We start from the raw sequence: 15,660 nt of genomic DNA, 5'->3' as shown, positions 1-15,660 counted from the left end.
TGATTTGATAAAATTTATACTATTATTTTGTCTTTACACAGATAGGGCATTACCAAAATTTAGTACGTATGTTTATCGAAACACTAATCACAAACCCGATTCATTTTTTCAGAATCGTTGTAATTGTTATATTCTCCATCACTTTGCATGAACTTGCTCACGGCTGGGCTGCGATGAGTCAGGGAGATAATACTCCACAACAGACTGGTCATCTGACACTGAATCCTGTAGTTCACATGGGCAAAGAATCAATCATCTTTCTCTGTCTCATGGGTATAGCTTGGGGACAAATGCCCGTCAACCCATCTAAGTTTCGCTCTGGGAAGCTAGGCAATATTTTGGTATCAGCAGCAGGCCCATTATCGAATCTAGCTTTAGGCATTCTATTTATTGTGATGCTTAAAATTCTAGCTAATTTGAGTCTTTCAGGACTATTCAGTGCTGAATTTCTTTACCTAGCAGCTCGGATAAATTTGACCTTATTTCTGTTTAATCTGCTACCAATTCCACCACTTGACGGCTTTCATGTCTTCAGTGAGATTTTTCCTCAGCTAAAGCCACTGGAATATACCCAATTTGGACTTTTTGCCATGATGGTTCTATTTATAGTTCCGGGTTTTGGGATCGGACTTGGTAGGATTGCTGATTTATTTATCCGGTCAGGATTGGGGATGTAAACAGCAAATATTTAGACAAAGGCAAAGGAAAATTTAAATGAAAATCAAGCAAAAAGTTGTGGTTGCTGCTACTAGTATTGCCTTGAGTATTGCTGCTGTGCTTCTACCATCTGGAGAATCAATGGCGAGTACATTATCTGTAGGACAATATAGTAATCAATGGCATTCTGGAAATAATCATTTAGTCAAATATCCTCACGAAATAAGTCCACAATTAATGGTTGTGCAACCAGGGATATTTAACTCCGTGTTAGGAAATTTTGTAATTGAAAAAGGTAATTTTATGACCTGTTTGGATCGGGAGCGATCGCCATTTACCTCTTCCATTGAATTATTAATGAGATTATTAATTATTGGAAGTTTTGGCTCTGTGGGAATTGCAGGTTATTCTTCCTTCGTATAGCGCTATTTTCAAATCATTAATAAAGATTTAAAAATTATTTACTACAGTATTATTTTGTTATTGTCTTTACAGATTATAGGTAGTGTTATTGTTTTGATGTCTTCACCCACAAGTTCAATTTCTTCTGTAATTAGTCCAAGCTCTACCTGTATTTTAGGGAATCCCTAATAAATGGTGCTTATATTTACAGTCTTTTAAAAGAATACTGAAAAATATTGGATAGTGATTACTTCAGTAATCCTAACATTGAAGTTAGTGGATATGCTTAGTTACCTTAAAGACACAACTTGAGTGGCAAGATTACTGTGTTTGATCTGGAAGACTTTTTTAACCTTTCATCTGACCTATTTTGTATCATCGGACAAGATGGTTTTTACCAACAAGTTAATCCAGCATGGGAACAAGTATTGGGATGGAAACCGGAAAACTTAATCGGGCATTTGTGGCTGGGATTAGTGCATCCAGATGATATCACAATCAGTCACTTGCCAACGGAACCACAGCAACAGTTGCAGTGGGACAGCCGTTATCTTCATAAAGATGGTAGTTATCGGTGGTTGTGTTGGAGTTTATCAACTTCTCAAAAGGGACTCATTTATGCAGTAGGTAAAGACATTAGCCAACAACTGCGGCGAATAGAAGCGCTGCAAACCGAACGGGAAAGCCTTTATAACCTACTCAATCAGTTACCAGCTTTTCTCTATCTGCAACCAAAGGATTACGGGGTGGGATTTTATAACCAACGCTTCCGTGAGGTATTTGGAGATCCTACAGGGAAACGTTGTTACGAAGCGATCGCCGGATTAAAACAACCTTGTCCTGAATGTCCTACCTTTCGTGTTTTTGACAGTAACACTCCGCAACTCTGGGAATGGGTAGATAGTAAAACAGATCGGGTATATCAGATTTACGATTATCCATTCAAGGATATGAATGGTCAGCCGATGGTTGTGGAAATGGGTTTAGATATTACTGCTGTCAAAAAAGCTGAGTCTGCTTTGCGACAAAGGGAGCAGGAATTAACTCAAAAAAATCAACAACTTCAAGAAACCCTTGAACAATTACAAAAAACTCAAGCACAACTAATTCAAACAGAAAAAATGTCTTCTTTGGGACAATTGGTTGCAGGTATAGCTCACGAAATTAATAATCCGATTAGCTTTATCAATGGCAACATTACTCATGCTAAAGAATACATTCAACAAGTGTTAGAAATACTGCAACTTTACCAAAAAGAATATCCTCATCCAACACCAGTGATTCAGGAAGAAATAGAAGCGATCGAGTTAGATTTTCTGATTAAAGACCTACAAAAATTAATAAATTCTATGCAAATCGGCAGCGATCGCATTCGCAACATTGTACTGTCGTTACGGAATTTCTCACGACTGGATGAAGCAGAAATGAAAGCAGTGGATGTTCATAGCGGTATTGATAGTACGCTAATGATTCTACAAAACCGCCTCAAAGGCAAGCCTGACAGTTGCGAAATCAAAATTATTAAAAAGTATAGTCAACTCCCTCTAATAGAGTGTTACGCCGGTCAACTTAACCAGGTGTTTATGAATATTATTACTAACGCGATCGATGCTTTGGAAGAGTTATATGTCAATAACCAGGAGTCAAGTTGTAATCTACAAATCACTATTCGCACTGAGTTACTCAACTCAGATTGGGTTGCTATTGAGATTGCTGACAATGGAGTAGGAATGTCGCAAGAAATTCAACAACGTCTATTCGATCCCTTCTTTACAACTAAAGTAGGTAAGGGAACTGGTTTAGGGATGTCAATTAGTTATCAAATTGTCACAGAAAAACATCAGGGTCAACTGCGATGTATTTCATCTCTAGGAGAAGGAGCAACATTTATAATTGAGATTCCTATTCGACAAAATAAATCCATACAGCCAAATTTACTGCTTGACAATAAAGAAGTGTAAAAATACTAAAAATCTTTAATATTTTGGGATTTTCTATGAAGTTTTTCCAGCAGTTATCAATTAGATTCATAATACATATTTGTAGTGACACAACTATTTGTGCCACTACTGTGTAATCAGCAAAAATTCTAATTGCTATATAATCTAATTAGCTGTACTGGCAGAAACAACTTTACTGTAATATTCTGTTTTGGTATAGATACTGATAATACTATCAGCAACTGCAAAAAAACTGCCTTCTTGCTCATTTTTAGAGAATTGCAAATTTGGATATTTCGCAGCAGCTTCATCAGCAGTTATGGCTTTGGCTTTCATTTTATCTGGCAATAGTCCAGTACAACCAATGTAAAATACTAAGGGAGATATTTTATCTTGGTAGATATTTTCTGCATATTGTTCTAACTTTTTATTTGCCACTGTTAAAGCTGCAACCATTTCTTCTTTGCCGATCTGCGTACCAGTTTGTTTATCCTCTAATAACTGCGCTAAACTATCAGCACCAACTTTCTTAAGAATACCTTCAACAATGCCATTTTGCTCAAGCCCAAGAAAATCATCAAAAATTGGTTTCATCAATTCGTCAGCTTTTGTAATCTTGGTACGTGATGATAATAAGCTGTGCCTAATAGCGAGATTTTCATTAAATACTATCTCAAAACTCGGTTTAATGATAATTTCTCCGGTTTCTTTGTCATAGAGGCGATACATTCTATTGAGAAACTTGTTAGCAGAAGGTAATTTACTCAGATTCAGAATATCTTGACTGCCGATATCGATTTTATAACTCAATTTGGAGTCGATAGTACCATTAGCTAAAGCTTCGCTGATATCAGTGTACTCATTGGTTGTAGGAAAGTTGATGTAAGTGTTCTTAGACAGATAGTGCTTTTTAAACTCATCTAACTGCGTCTCGATAAATACATCTGACTCATTTTTCAAGTGAGCGCACATAATACTATTCAGTACTTTAATTTCTGCGAGTTCATTGAATAGTCCATCAATACTGCTGTAACTACTATTAGCAGCTACAAGTGGCAAATTATCTAACTGAATCGTATATTCTGCCCGAAAGTCAAATTCTTCTGCGTCTAGTATGCCTTTTTGTTTGAGTAAATCAAAGACTTTTTTACTGCTAATTTTGACTTGTAATGACTTTACGTTTATTTTACCGTCACTTACAATCGTGTAATTATTAAAAGCGTTGAGGTCATTTACTAACAAGCCTGCTACTTCAATAGTAGGAGTTTGGTCTTCAAATTTTGCAAGTTTAACTCTACGCTTGATAAGCATATTGATAGTAGCAGCGTTGCGGCTAAACTGAAACTCGCCCATGTCAACGTACTCAGCATTATCTATATATTCTGTTGTTAACCAAGGTTGTAACAGTTCTCCATTTTCGTTTCTAATGCCTCTAATACGTTTAATACCTGTTCTTTGATAATGCTCTTGTAAATGCTTGATATTGATGATAATGTTATTGCAGTATTGTCCAAAAATTTGGATTAATTCTACTAGAGAAATTTTATTGTCGCTCATATTGTCACCTTGCGAATAAGGTCAATAATCTTTTATAACAACGGTTATTGAAGTTTATTAATATTCCAAAATAAACTGTTCTTACCGTGTGAAATTTAATGGTAAGTTTGTGGATGATTGAGGGTTTAAGTTTAAACGCAGAGGGGAGGCATCGCGTTGCGGGGGTTCCCACGGCAGTCACTCATGGGGGAAACCCCCAAGACCTCGCTGCCTCCCCGTTGTAGCGACTGCCGTCGCGCAGAGTATAGTGCAGAGGAACGCAAAGTAAGTTTTGAGTCTATTCGCTAGGAATTTAGGCAACGCGAAGAACAGCCTTGCCTTTAATTATAGTACAATTGTATCATAAAAAGGACAAGCTGTGTAGGCGTAGCCGCTGGTAGATATTGCTTTGTTTTGAGTCTAGATTTAGGCTCCGGGTTTGAAATAATCGAAGAGGCGATCGCCTGAATCTGCACGAATCAATGCTACAACTACATCTGGTAAGGCAGCTAAACTGGGGTAAACTAAGTAACGCGGTTCCCAACGGGGACGGAACTTGTCTTTGTAGGCGTGCAGTCCCTTGAAGTTGTAGAAACGATTCAAATGCTCGTAAAGATAGCGCAATACTTTCTCCAAGCGGCGCGATTCTGGGTTGTCTCCAACTCCAGCAAGTGCAGAAAGACCGAAATTAAAGCTATCGTAGCCATTCTCTTTAAAATGCTGGAGCAGGGAAATAAATAGAAAGTCCATTGTGCCATTTTCAAGAGATGAGCGATGTCGCATCATGTCAATAGTCGCTTCGTTGAGTTGGTACTCGCGGATAATGTTGGCAAAGGCGCTGATGTTACCTTCAGGATTATGCACCACAGCAATCTCGCACTCTCGCAGGTAAGCTTCGTCAAACCAACCCAAAGAAAATTGTTTTTCTGAACCTTGTACCATTTTCAACCATTCATCACTCACAGATTTGAGCCGATGCAATAAATCATTGGCGATGGGTGGTTGGTAAAAGTCGATTTGGTATCCTAGCTTAGTTAAACGACTGATTGATGGTCTAAAGTTTTTACCGGCTTTACCTTGTAAGGTAAAACTTTTTAAGTCAACGATCGCTTCTTCTCCAATCTTAAGTACTTTAAACCCTAACGATTTGTAAAGTTCAACATCATCGGGCATAGTTTGGTAAAAGCCAGGATACCAGTCATTACGCTGACAAAACTGTTGGAAAGCAATAATTGTCTCTTTGCGGTCTTCAATGGGGCCGATGGGATCTCCTAAGGCGATCGCGCCCCGTCCTTTGGGAACATAAGCAATTACACTATTACCCGAAGGACTGAAATAATAACTTTTATCATTTAAGAGTGTAAGCGCTGCTAAAGAAGAACATCCATATTGCTCGACAATTTCTTTAACTCTTCTTTGCTCATTTGTAGTTGTTAGATTGCGCAAAAACACAGGTTGCAACAGCATAACTATTGCATAAGTAATAGTACCTGCGGCAATAATATAGATAGAATTAGCAAAAAATTCTCCAAATCGACTCTTTGGTTGCAGTCCCCAATTATCCTCGGTGAAGAACATCGCCAAAGTCTGAACTATTGCTTCCCGCCAATTAAAATTCTCTGAAAATTTGCCGTCTAACAAGTAAAATCCAATAGTTCCGTATGCCAGAGTAAATAATAAAGCGCCTATCAGCACTCTGACTCCCCGTGCAATCGAAGGACGGTCTGATTGCGCCGTGAAATAATGGCGCATCAAGATTAATTGCAGCAGCAAAACTCCAGAGAGTAGGCTTTCTTCATAGTCCAGTCCTTTTAGCAAATGGCTGAAAATGGAAATTATTAATAAACCAATGGTAAGTAACCAGGCTATTCTTTTACGGCGTAATAAATTAGTAGCAAGTGTTAATAAAATAAACCCAGTCAATGCTGCAAATATATGACCGCTGGCACGAATTTCAAATGGTAAAAATTCATTTAACCAGTGAGTCCGACCATATAGGTTAGGTGTCACTGCTGATAATAAATTTACTACTCCGACTAAACCTGTTAGGAAAGCTGCACTCCAAAGTCCAATCTGAGTTTTTAAATTATTTGTCATTTGTCATTTGTCATTGGTCACTTGTACTGAGCGAAGCCGAAGTATTGGTCATTGGTCATTTGTCATTTGTCATTTGTTATGGCGTTAAAACTCTTAACTCTTAACTCCTAATTGTTTAAACTGTTCTCCGACATAGGAGAGTGAATCTTTAAGATGTTTGTGGAAGTAGTTCCAGCCTACATTAGCACCAGACAAACCATGACCGCCAGGAAATGCATAAAATACGTGAGCAATGCCTAATTTATTTAAGGTTTCGTTAAAGGCTTTGGTAGAGGCTAACAAATTAGGATCGTTCACACCCGCATCTAGGTAAACACGCAATCGCTTCCTATCTTTAACTGGTAGCTGTTGCACAATTTGTTGAGGACTATTTTGTGAACCGCTGTCATCAGTAAAGTAACCGCTATGGCTAAACAAAATCTGAAAGTTGTTGAGATAGCGTAATCCAATATTAAATGCACCCCATCCTCCAGAAGATAAACCTCCTAGTGCCCAAAATTGGGGTTCTTCCAAAGTGCGGTAGCGCGACTTGACAACTTGTACTAATTCTGAACCAATCAAAGTCCCCATTTTGCCATTCGGCCCATCAAAATAATCGGGGTCGTATAAAGGACTAGAACCGCGATTATCATTACCATCAGGTGTAATCACAATCGATGGCGGTAATTTTCCACTTTGATAAAGTTCATGCAATACATCTAAAAGTGCGTATTTATCAGCATAAGCACGAGCGTCATCATGACCACCGTGTAGTAAGAATATCACAGGGTAGCGCTTTTGGGGATTTTTGCTATAACTAGGGGGCAAAATCACGCCGTAGTTACGGACTGCACCCATCGCTTGGGAGTTGAAGGTTGCTAATTGAAACTTTAGCCCAGTATTTGCCTCTTTTTTGGGTGGGTCTAGTTGTGGCGCACCTAAGATGAATACATAATAATAACCAACGCTAGTGAGGAGTGCGATCGCTCCTACTAAGCCAATTACAAATTTAGAAATCTTCATATTTTTTATATTGTTTTAACTTAAAAAAATTACCTCCATTAGAACTTACTATAATGAATCTTTTAAAAATTGCAGTATACTTTTTTACTTTAGTTTTAAAGTATTAACTGGCTGGCAAAATAGTATTATTTCTACTAGTGGTCTGTCAAGTTTAAATTGATGGGTAAGTAAATTCGTAGTAAGGATTTTAGTCCTTAATTTTCTCAGCACTAAAGTGCTTACTACAAATTTTTCCTTACTTTAGAGACTGTACTATGGATTTTTAATTATTTTGAGCATTTTTTTATGATTAATACTTAAAGTTTTATCAGCCATATTTGCTGTTTCTGAAGCTCGAAATTGTTCGCCGACAAATGTCAATGAATCTGCTAAATGCTTCCGCCAGTATTGCCAAGTGTGACTGCCAGGAAACTCACGAAATGAATTATAAATTTTCAGTTGGTTTAGTACTTTACTAAATCGCTCGGCTTCCTTGAGTTCATCAATATCTGATGTACCCGAATCCAGGTAGATTTTTAACCTTTTTTGAGCTTGTATAGGAATGGTTTTGATATAAAATATTGGGCTATTCGCCGGGCCACTTTTATCATTAAAATAACCACTATGACTAAATAAAATCGAGAAACGATCCAGGTTGTGTAATCCGACATTTATTGCTCCCCAACCACCAGAAGATAAACCACCTATCGCCCAAAAATCTGGATTATTTATTGTCCGATAACGGCTTTGCACAACTTTTACTAACTCATCGCCCACGGCTGTAGAGACTTTACCATTAGGGCCATCGATATATTCGGGATCTCGGTATGGACTAGAGCCACGTTTGTCGTTGCCATCTGGTGTAATGATGATGCTGGGTGGCAACTTACCTGTAGTATAAAGTTGTTCTACAGTCTTGAGAGCTTGTCCCTTATTCTGAATAAACCAATCACTGGGATTACCATGTCCACCGTGGAGGAGAAAGATTACAGGATACCTTTGTTTTGGGTTTTGCTCATAGCCAGGAGGTAAAGAAACGCCATAAGTGCGACTTGCACCCATTGCTTGACTATCGTAGGTTTCAATTTTATAGGTTAGGGGAGTTTCTGAGTTGCTAGTATTGCGCTGGGTTGGAACAACGGAAGGCGTTGTTTGTAAATTCTGCTGTTGCGGTGGTTTTGCAACGACACTTTGGTAAAAATTACAGCTAACTAGAGTTAATACTGAAAATAGCAAGAGAGTTTTAGATTGTTTGTAGTTCATCTTTGAAGGGAATTGAGCATGGGGTAGTCGTTGCTTGTTTTCAAAATCTTATGCAAGTGATATGTCAACGCTGTGTCAACAGAATGGAAACTTTACGACTGGTTGTAAATTAAAAGTCAAGGTTAGGATAAGTTTCTTCACTATGCTTAAAAAGCTGCAACTCAATTTCAGTTCTTTGTTTGGCTTGTTGCTGCTGGTGCTTTCTCTGTGGGCGATCGCTAACGAATTACGTGAGTATAATTATCGTGATATCCTCAACTCTCTAGCTGCTATTCCCAAAAGTCGCGTAAGTTGGGCAATTTGGCTGACAGCTTTGGGTTATCTAGTGATGATTGGGTACGATATCTTAGGTTTTAACTACATTAATCGTTCTCTAAGTTGGAATAAGATAGCTTTTACTAACTTTATTAGCTCTGCATTTAGTAATACTATCGGTTTTGCCTTGCTAACTGGCAGTGCTATCCGTTATCGATTTTACTCAACTTGGGGAGTGCCAGCAGTAGCGATCGCTCAAGTAATTGCTTTCGCCAATTTTACTTTTTGGTTGGGAATGTTTGCCGTTGCAGGTTTATTGTTCGTCATCAACCCACTGAAGATTCCCACTCAATTACATTTACCTTTTGCTACTGTGCGTCCCATCGGCGTAATTTTTCTGCTATTAGTTGCAGTTTACTTACTAGGAAGTATTTTTATCAAACAACCATTAATAATTCGTAGACATGAATTTCGATTTCCTTCTTTGAAAATATCTCTGGCTCAAATAGCAATTTCTAGTTTTGACTGGATTCTTGCGGCAGCAGTTCTTTATGCTTTACTTCCTAGCAATATATCTTTGTCATATTTAGACTTTTTGGGAATTTATCTACTAGCGATGTTTGCAGGTGTGGTTAGTAATGTTCCCGGCGGTTTGGGAGTATTTGAAACTATAATTTTGCTGATTCTCTCTTCAAAAGTTTCGGCGGCGGCAGTTTTGGGTTCAATGTTAGCTTATCGGGGAGTCTACTATTTCTTACCTCTGCTAGTAGCAGCAGGTTTGCTCGGAATTTATGAAATTAGATTTAGAAAGGGGAATTAAAAAATAGAACTCTTGCATGAATCACAGATAAGAACCACACCCCGCCAAAGCTATGTTTTGTGTCCTCTCCCCAAAGTATTGGTGACGGTGTACACACAAGTTATCGAATCACTACCAGTTCTCGAATTACCCCACCCTAACCCTCCCCTTATAAAGGGGAGGGAACTAAATTTATTTTTTCCCCCTTTATAAGGGGGGATTAAGGGGGGTAATTCGACTTGTGCGTACACTGTAGCCGATGTTTTGGGGAGGGGATTAAGGGGTGAGGTATTAGGGAATTTTGCAAGATATCTAATGAATAACGTGTGGAGTTCAGCTTTGGTATAAGCACTACTATACATTGATGCCAAATTCGTAAAATCAGTAACTACCGTTATTTTTAAATGCGGAATCCTGCGGTGCTATCTTCACATTCGGCAGTATAAATTCATAATTTTTGCTGAGGCGATCGCTAAATAAATCCCATGAAAATAGTAACAGTTAGTTGCAAATTTTGAAGTAGATTTCCAGAAATCACCATCAAAATTTGGTTTTACTGTTTGAGGATAGAAATAATCATGAAAAATAAAGTATTGTTTGGCGCTATATTCATAGCAACTTGGGTAGGAACATTAATTCCCAGTGCTTTTGCTGCTTCACCCTGTTCTGTAGGACAAAAAGCTGAAGTTCTTTGGAAGGAAACATGGTATTCGGCAACGGTACTTCAGGTTAATGATGAGAAGTGCTATATTACCTACGATGGTTATGATAGTTCCTGGGATGAATGGGTTGGCACTGCACGCTTTCGGGCATCATTTCAAACTGGCGATGCAGTGAGAATTTTGTGGAAAGGAAAATGGTATCCAGGGCAGGTTTTAGAAGTTAGCAACGATCTTTATAAAATTACTTATGATGGCTACGATAGCTCTTGGGATGAGTGGGTTGAACCTGCAAGAGTAAGCAGATAGAGAATATTTCATTTTTATAAGTTGAGAGGGGCGATTTCACCTGTTGAAGTCGTCCCTTAAAATTTAAAAGGGTGATTATAAACCGTAGCTACTCACCCCTAAAAGATTGGTTTGGCGTTGCTTTCCCGCCCTGAAATAAATTTCGGGTTAATAGCTCAAGTCCGTTGAAACAGACTGAAATCAGAGTAATCAGAAATGATGGGTTAGACCTCCTATTAATTCGCCAACAGTCTCATTTCCTTCGCCCTAGCTCTGTTAAACTGAGAATCATAAGTGAAATCTCGTATACTTTGGCAAACTTATGGAGCCAGTATCACTGACAGCTGCTGCGATCGCAACTTTGGTAATCATCAAAGCCTTTGAAAAAACTGGGGAAATCATCGGCGAAAAGGCTTGGAACGAAGGCGAAAAGTTGTTAGTTTTGCTGAAACGCAAGGAACCTAGCACGGCGAAGGTTATCGAACAGGCTAAAACACAACCTTTAGATTACGGTCAAGCTTATCTCATTGGGCAGCAAGTAGAGGAAGCGGCGAAGAAAGATCCTGAAATTGCTCAAGCTGTGGAAGCATTGGCTAAAGAAGCTCAACCGCAATTGACTCAAACTATTGAAAACTATAAAGGGATAATCATTAAAGGCGGAACTAATACTGTTTCTGGCAATACCTTTAACTTCTGACTACAGTCGCCCGAACGGGAACGGGTAAAGTCAAATCCCTCTACTGAAATACCACAAAATTTACCCCTGAGTGGGGTGGCTGATTTTGTTGGGCGTGAAGAAGAATTGCAAAATCTCCATCAACTTTTGCAGGATAATAAACAAGTTGCGATCGCAGCTATTGCCGGCATGGGTGGAGTTGGTAAAACAGAACTCGCCCTACAATATGCCATCCAGCAACGCGAAACATATAACGGTGGGCTTTGCTGGTTGCTACCAAAAACTGGGGATGTAGGCATTCAAGTTGTGCAGTTTGCTAGAACGCAGCTCGATTTAAAGCCGCCAGAAGATTTTGATATACTCGCCCAAGTGCAATATTGTTGGCGGCGTTGGTGTGAAGGTGATGTGCTGCTAATGCTGGATGATGTCAGCGACTACGAGCAAGTTAAGCCTTACTTACAGTCGCTACCTTCTCAGTTTAAAGTGCTGATGACTACGCGCCAGAAGTTGGGACGCATCGCACAGTTATCTTTGGATGTGCTGCAACCAGAGGCGGCGCTGGAGCTATTAAAGTCAATTATTGGCGTAGAACGAATTGAAAAAGAGAATGACCTAACCCCCCAGCCCCCTTCCCTTGCAGGGAAGGGGGAGTTTGATTCCCCTCCCCTGGTAGAGGAGTTAGGGGAGAGGTCACGCGGGGAACTGGTAGCATTGCATCTGTGTGAGTGGCTGGGATATTTACCTTTAGGTGTGGAATTAGTGGGGCGCTATCTGGCGCGGAAACAGGATTTATCTTTAGCAGAAATGTTGTGGCGGTTGGAGAACAAGCGATTAGATGAGCGTTCTCTGTCTAAATCTAAGTCGGAAGCTGACATGACAGCACAACGAGGTGTGTTAGCAGCCTTTGAGTTGAGTTGGCAAGAATTAGAGGATGACGATAAACAATTGGGTTGTTTGTTAAGTTTATTTGCCGCCGCACCCATACCTTGGAAGTTGGTGGAACAGTGTTTACCAGAGGAAGATGCCGAAGATTTAGAAGAAATTAGAGATGAGAGCTTGCTGAATCTGCATTTACTCCAGCGCAAAGGTGAGGGAATCTATCAACTGCATCCACTGTTGCGGCAGTTTTTCCAATACAAGTGTACAGGTTTAGAACAGGCGGAGGAATTAAAGCGATCGCTTTGTCGAGTAATGGTAGCAGTTGCCGAGGAAATTCCTCAAACTCCCACCCTTAAGCAAATCACCATTGTCTCTCCTGCCATACCTCACATAGCAGAAGTAGCAAATAATCTTATTCAATACCTCAACGATAATAATTTAACTGGAGCATTTATCGGTAACGCTCGATTTTACGATGGTCAAGGGTTGTATGACCAAGCTTTACCTTGGTATAAGCAATGTCTAGAAGTTGCCAAAAAACGCCTAGGAGATGAACACCCATTTGTTGCAGAAAGCCTCAACAACATAGCAGGACTCTACTGTGACCAAGGCAGATACAGCGAAGCAGAACCCCTTTTAATTCAAGCTTTGGCACTCCGGCGCAAGTTGCTGGGAGAAGAACATCCAGATGTCGCACAAAGCCTTAACAACCTAGCGGGACTGTACAGATATCAAGGCAGATACAGCGAAGCCAAACCCCTTTATATCCAAGCTTTAGCACTCTGGCGCAAGCTGCTGGGAGAAGAACATCCAGATGTCGCACGTAGCCTCAACAACCTAGCGGCATTTTACGTATCTCAAGGCAGATACAACGAAGCCAAACCCCTTTACATCCAAGCTTTAGCACTCCGGCGCAAGTTGCTGGGAGAAGAACATCCATCTGTCGCACTTAACCTCAACAACCTAGCAAGACTCTACGACTGCCAAGGCAGATACAGCGAAGCCGAACCCCTCTACATCCAAGCTTTAGCACTTTACCGCAAGCTGCTGGGAGAAGAACATCCATCTGTCGCACTTAGCCTCAACAACCTAGCAAGACTCTACGACTGCCAAGGCAGATACAGCGAAGCCGAACCCCTTTTAATCCAAGCTTTGGAACTCAGACGCAAATTGCTGGGAGAAGAACATCCAGATGTCGCTACTAGCCTCAACAACTTAGCATTACTCTACTACTCCCAAGGCAGATATAGTGAAGCCGAACCCCTTTTAATCCAAGCTTTGGCACTCTGGCGTCAACTGCTGGGAGAAGAACATCCAGATGTCGCCACTAGCCTCAACAACCTAGCATTATTCTACGACTCCCAAGGCAGATACAGCGAAGCCGAACCCCTTTACATCCAAGCTTTGACACTGAGCCGTCAACTACTGGGAGCAGAACATCCAGATGTCGCCTCTAGCCTCAACAACTTAGGGGCATTTTATGACTCCCAAGGCAGATACAGCGAAGCCGAACCTCTTTACATCCAAGCTTTGGCACTCAGGCGCCAACTCTTGGGAGAAGAACATCGAGATGTCGCACAAAGCCTCAACAATCTAGCAGTACTCTACTTTTCTCAAGGCAGATATAGTGAAGCCGAACCCCTTTTAATCCAAGCTTTGGCACTCTGGCGCAAGTTGCTGGGAGAAGAACATCCAGATGTCGCCTGTGGCCTCAGCAATATGGCAAAGCTCTACTATTTACAAGGACGTTACACCGAAGCTGAAGCGTTATATTTGAAAGCTTTGGAGATTTTTGAGCAACAATTAGGGGTAAATCATTCCAGCACTATGAAGTGTTGTGAAAATTTGGCAAGTCTTCGCGATCGCCTCCCCCCAAATCCAGAATAAGCTAGTTTTGTGCAAAGCGTACCGTGATAAAACTGAAAAGTGCGATCGCTTTAACTCGGACTTTCCTGTTCTGAACTCTGAGATAGAATGAGGCTCTCCAATCTACGCCAGTTTTAGTTTTTAGCCTTAACCCAAGCGTATTGTTATATAGGCAATCGCCTCACTCGGAAAGTTTCATTACTTACAGAAATAATTGCCCCTAACTCTAAATCTTCCTGACATTCACTTAAAACTTGCGTCAACCGTTCATTAATTGCATCATAATTTTCGTTCCCCAACCTAAACAAAATCACACTGGGTAAACTATCCCCACTCACGGCTAAAAGTTGGGCAAAATCTAAATCTATAGTTAATAAAATTCTTCCTTCTGCACGGGCTTTAATTAAAATCTCATCATCTGGTAGTCTTTGCAAACCTTCATCGCGCAAATGCACTACATCATAACCAGCACCACGCAACCAAGTTACAGTGCGTAGTGAAATTCCTATATCTGCCAAAAACTTCATTATTACTTTTTAAGCACTTTTGAAGGTATAAACTCGTTCTTGAGTCAACCATGCTGCATAAAGAAGAGATTGACGAATATCTTCTGCTTCTAAATCAGGATATTCTTCTAAAATTTCTTCTGTAGACTTTCCATAAGCTACCAAATTTACCACTAAAGAAACTGGAATTCGCATCCCGCGAATGCAAGCTTGTCCAGCCATAATGCTAGGGTCAAATGTAATTCTCTCCAGACCTAACATAAACGATCGCTCCAAAATCTTTTTTATCGCTCTGAGGTGCAATGATGATATTGTAAAACCTAGCGCTCTATTTTGATTGTCAACCCATAAGCGATCGCCTCCCCCCAAATCCAGAATAAGCTAGTTTTGTACAAAGCGTACCGTAATAAAACTGAAAAGAGCGTTAGCGTTCGCGTAGCGTCTCGTAGAGAAGCTCACCGTTGACGTAGCCTTTCGTAGAGAAGGTATCGCCTAGACTAAAATTCATATTGAAATAAGTAAAAATGCGATTCGACTTATTCAAAATAAGCTTTTACTTTCTCAAAAGCAGCTTTTACTTTCTCAAAAGGAACTTTTACTTTCTCATTTTGGTGTTTTCCGCAAGCAAAATAAGCTTTTACTTTCTCAAAAGCAGCTTTTGCTTTCTCATTTTGGTATTTTCCGCAAGCAAAAGAAGCTTTTACTTACTCAAAAGGAGTTTTTACTTTCTCATTTTGGTGTTTTCCGCAAGCAAAAGCAGCTTTGACTTACTCAAACCCCAGTTTGCTTTCTCATTTGAGTAATTCACGCATTCATTTTGGTATATCATTGAGCCGAAAGCTGGCGTAGGCGTAGC

At 40.0% G+C, this 15,660-nt stretch carries 13 protein-coding genes; 7 read left to right on the top strand and 6 right to left on the bottom strand.

All coding sequences use genetic code 11. From position 1 onward, the window contains the following. The first annotated feature begins 68 nt into the window (after nt 1–68). The 3 genes from RMZ95_RS12445 (at nt 69) to RMZ95_RS12435 (ending at nt 3,020) form a co-directional block, all read left to right on the top strand. Nucleotides 69–677, top strand: a complete 609-nt coding sequence (locus RMZ95_RS12445) for a site-2 protease family protein (RefSeq protein WP_322673477.1) — start codon at nt 69–71, stop codon at nt 675–677. Between the two features lie 37 nt (nt 678–714). Beyond that, a complete protein-coding gene (locus tag RMZ95_RS12440) occupies nt 715–1,080 on the top strand; it encodes a hypothetical protein (RefSeq protein ID WP_322683818.1) in 366 nt (121 codons plus the stop codon). Nucleotides 1,081–1,385: 305 nt separating this feature from the next. After that, nucleotides 1,386–3,020, top strand: coding sequence for an ATP-binding protein (locus RMZ95_RS12435; protein WP_322683817.1), 1,635 nt, complete (start codon nt 1,386–1,388; stop codon nt 3,018–3,020). Between the two features lie 144 nt (nt 3,021–3,164). Here the strand turns inward: RMZ95_RS12435 and RMZ95_RS12430 are convergent, their stop codons facing one another. The 4 genes from RMZ95_RS12430 to RMZ95_RS12415 form a co-directional block, all read right to left on the bottom strand. Then, on the bottom strand, nt 3,165–4,556 hold the full coding sequence (locus tag RMZ95_RS12430; RefSeq protein WP_322683816.1) for a hypothetical protein: 1,392 nt from the start codon (nt 4,554–4,556) through the stop codon (nt 3,165–3,167). A 405-nt stretch (nt 4,557–4,961) separates the two neighbouring features. After that, complete coding sequence (locus tag RMZ95_RS12425; protein WP_322683815.1) at nt 4,962–6,632, bottom strand: phosphatidylglycerol lysyltransferase domain-containing protein; 1,671 nt, start codon at nt 6,630–6,632, stop codon at nt 4,962–4,964. A 93-nt stretch (nt 6,633–6,725) separates the two neighbouring features. Then, entirely contained in the window at nt 6,726–7,634 is a 909-nt protein-coding gene (locus tag RMZ95_RS12420; RefSeq protein ID WP_322683814.1) for an alpha/beta hydrolase, read from the bottom strand. A 252-nt stretch (nt 7,635–7,886) separates the two neighbouring features. Beyond that, entirely contained in the window at nt 7,887–8,876 is a 990-nt protein-coding gene (locus RMZ95_RS12415) for an alpha/beta hydrolase (protein WP_322683813.1), read from the bottom strand. A 142-nt stretch (nt 8,877–9,018) separates the two neighbouring features. On the opposite strand from RMZ95_RS12415, the gene RMZ95_RS12410 reads away from it, so the two are divergent. The 4 genes from RMZ95_RS12410 to RMZ95_RS12395 all read left to right on the top strand — a co-directional run bounded on the left by RMZ95_RS12410 (nt 9,019) and on the right by RMZ95_RS12395 (nt 14,319). After that, nucleotides 9,019–9,951: a lysylphosphatidylglycerol synthase domain-containing protein gene (locus RMZ95_RS12410; protein ID WP_322683812.1), complete on the top strand. Its 933-nt coding sequence runs from the start codon at nt 9,019–9,021 to the stop codon at nt 9,949–9,951. A gap of 557 nt (nt 9,952–10,508) precedes the next feature. Next, entirely contained in the window at nt 10,509–10,898 is a 390-nt protein-coding gene (locus RMZ95_RS12405; RefSeq protein WP_322673469.1) for a Tudor-knot domain-containing protein, read from the top strand. A gap of 301 nt (nt 10,899–11,199) precedes the next feature. Beyond that, complete coding sequence (locus RMZ95_RS12400) at nt 11,200–11,574, top strand: hypothetical protein (protein ID WP_322683811.1); 375 nt, start codon at nt 11,200–11,202, stop codon at nt 11,572–11,574. 75 nt (nt 11,575–11,649) lie between these two features. Continuing rightward, nucleotides 11,650–14,319 (top strand): tetratricopeptide repeat protein, encoded by a 2,670-nt coding sequence (locus RMZ95_RS12395; protein WP_409882521.1) that lies wholly within the window; start codon nt 11,650–11,652, stop codon nt 14,317–14,319. Nucleotides 14,320–14,462: 143 nt separating this feature from the next. Here RMZ95_RS12395 and RMZ95_RS12390 read toward each other — a convergent pair whose 3' ends face one another. Continuing rightward, nucleotides 14,463–14,825 carry a DUF5615 family PIN-like protein gene (locus tag RMZ95_RS12390; RefSeq protein WP_322683809.1) on the bottom strand — a complete coding sequence of 121 codons (363 nt, stop codon included), beginning with the start codon at nt 14,823–14,825 and terminating at the stop codon, nt 14,463–14,465. A gap of 9 nt (nt 14,826–14,834) precedes the next feature. Continuing rightward, nucleotides 14,835–15,065: a DUF433 domain-containing protein gene (locus RMZ95_RS12385; RefSeq protein WP_322683808.1), complete on the bottom strand. Its 231-nt coding sequence runs from the start codon at nt 15,063–15,065 to the stop codon at nt 14,835–14,837. Nucleotides 15,066–15,660 lie beyond the last annotated feature (595 nt).

Origin of the sequence: Nostoc sp. DedQUE07 (assembly GCF_034530975.2) — a bacterium.
Classification (GTDB): domain Bacteria; phylum Cyanobacteriota; class Cyanobacteriia; order Cyanobacteriales; family Nostocaceae; genus Nostoc.
The sequence above is the reverse complement of the archived record's forward strand: the minus strand, read 5'-3'. Positions and strand labels throughout refer to the sequence as shown.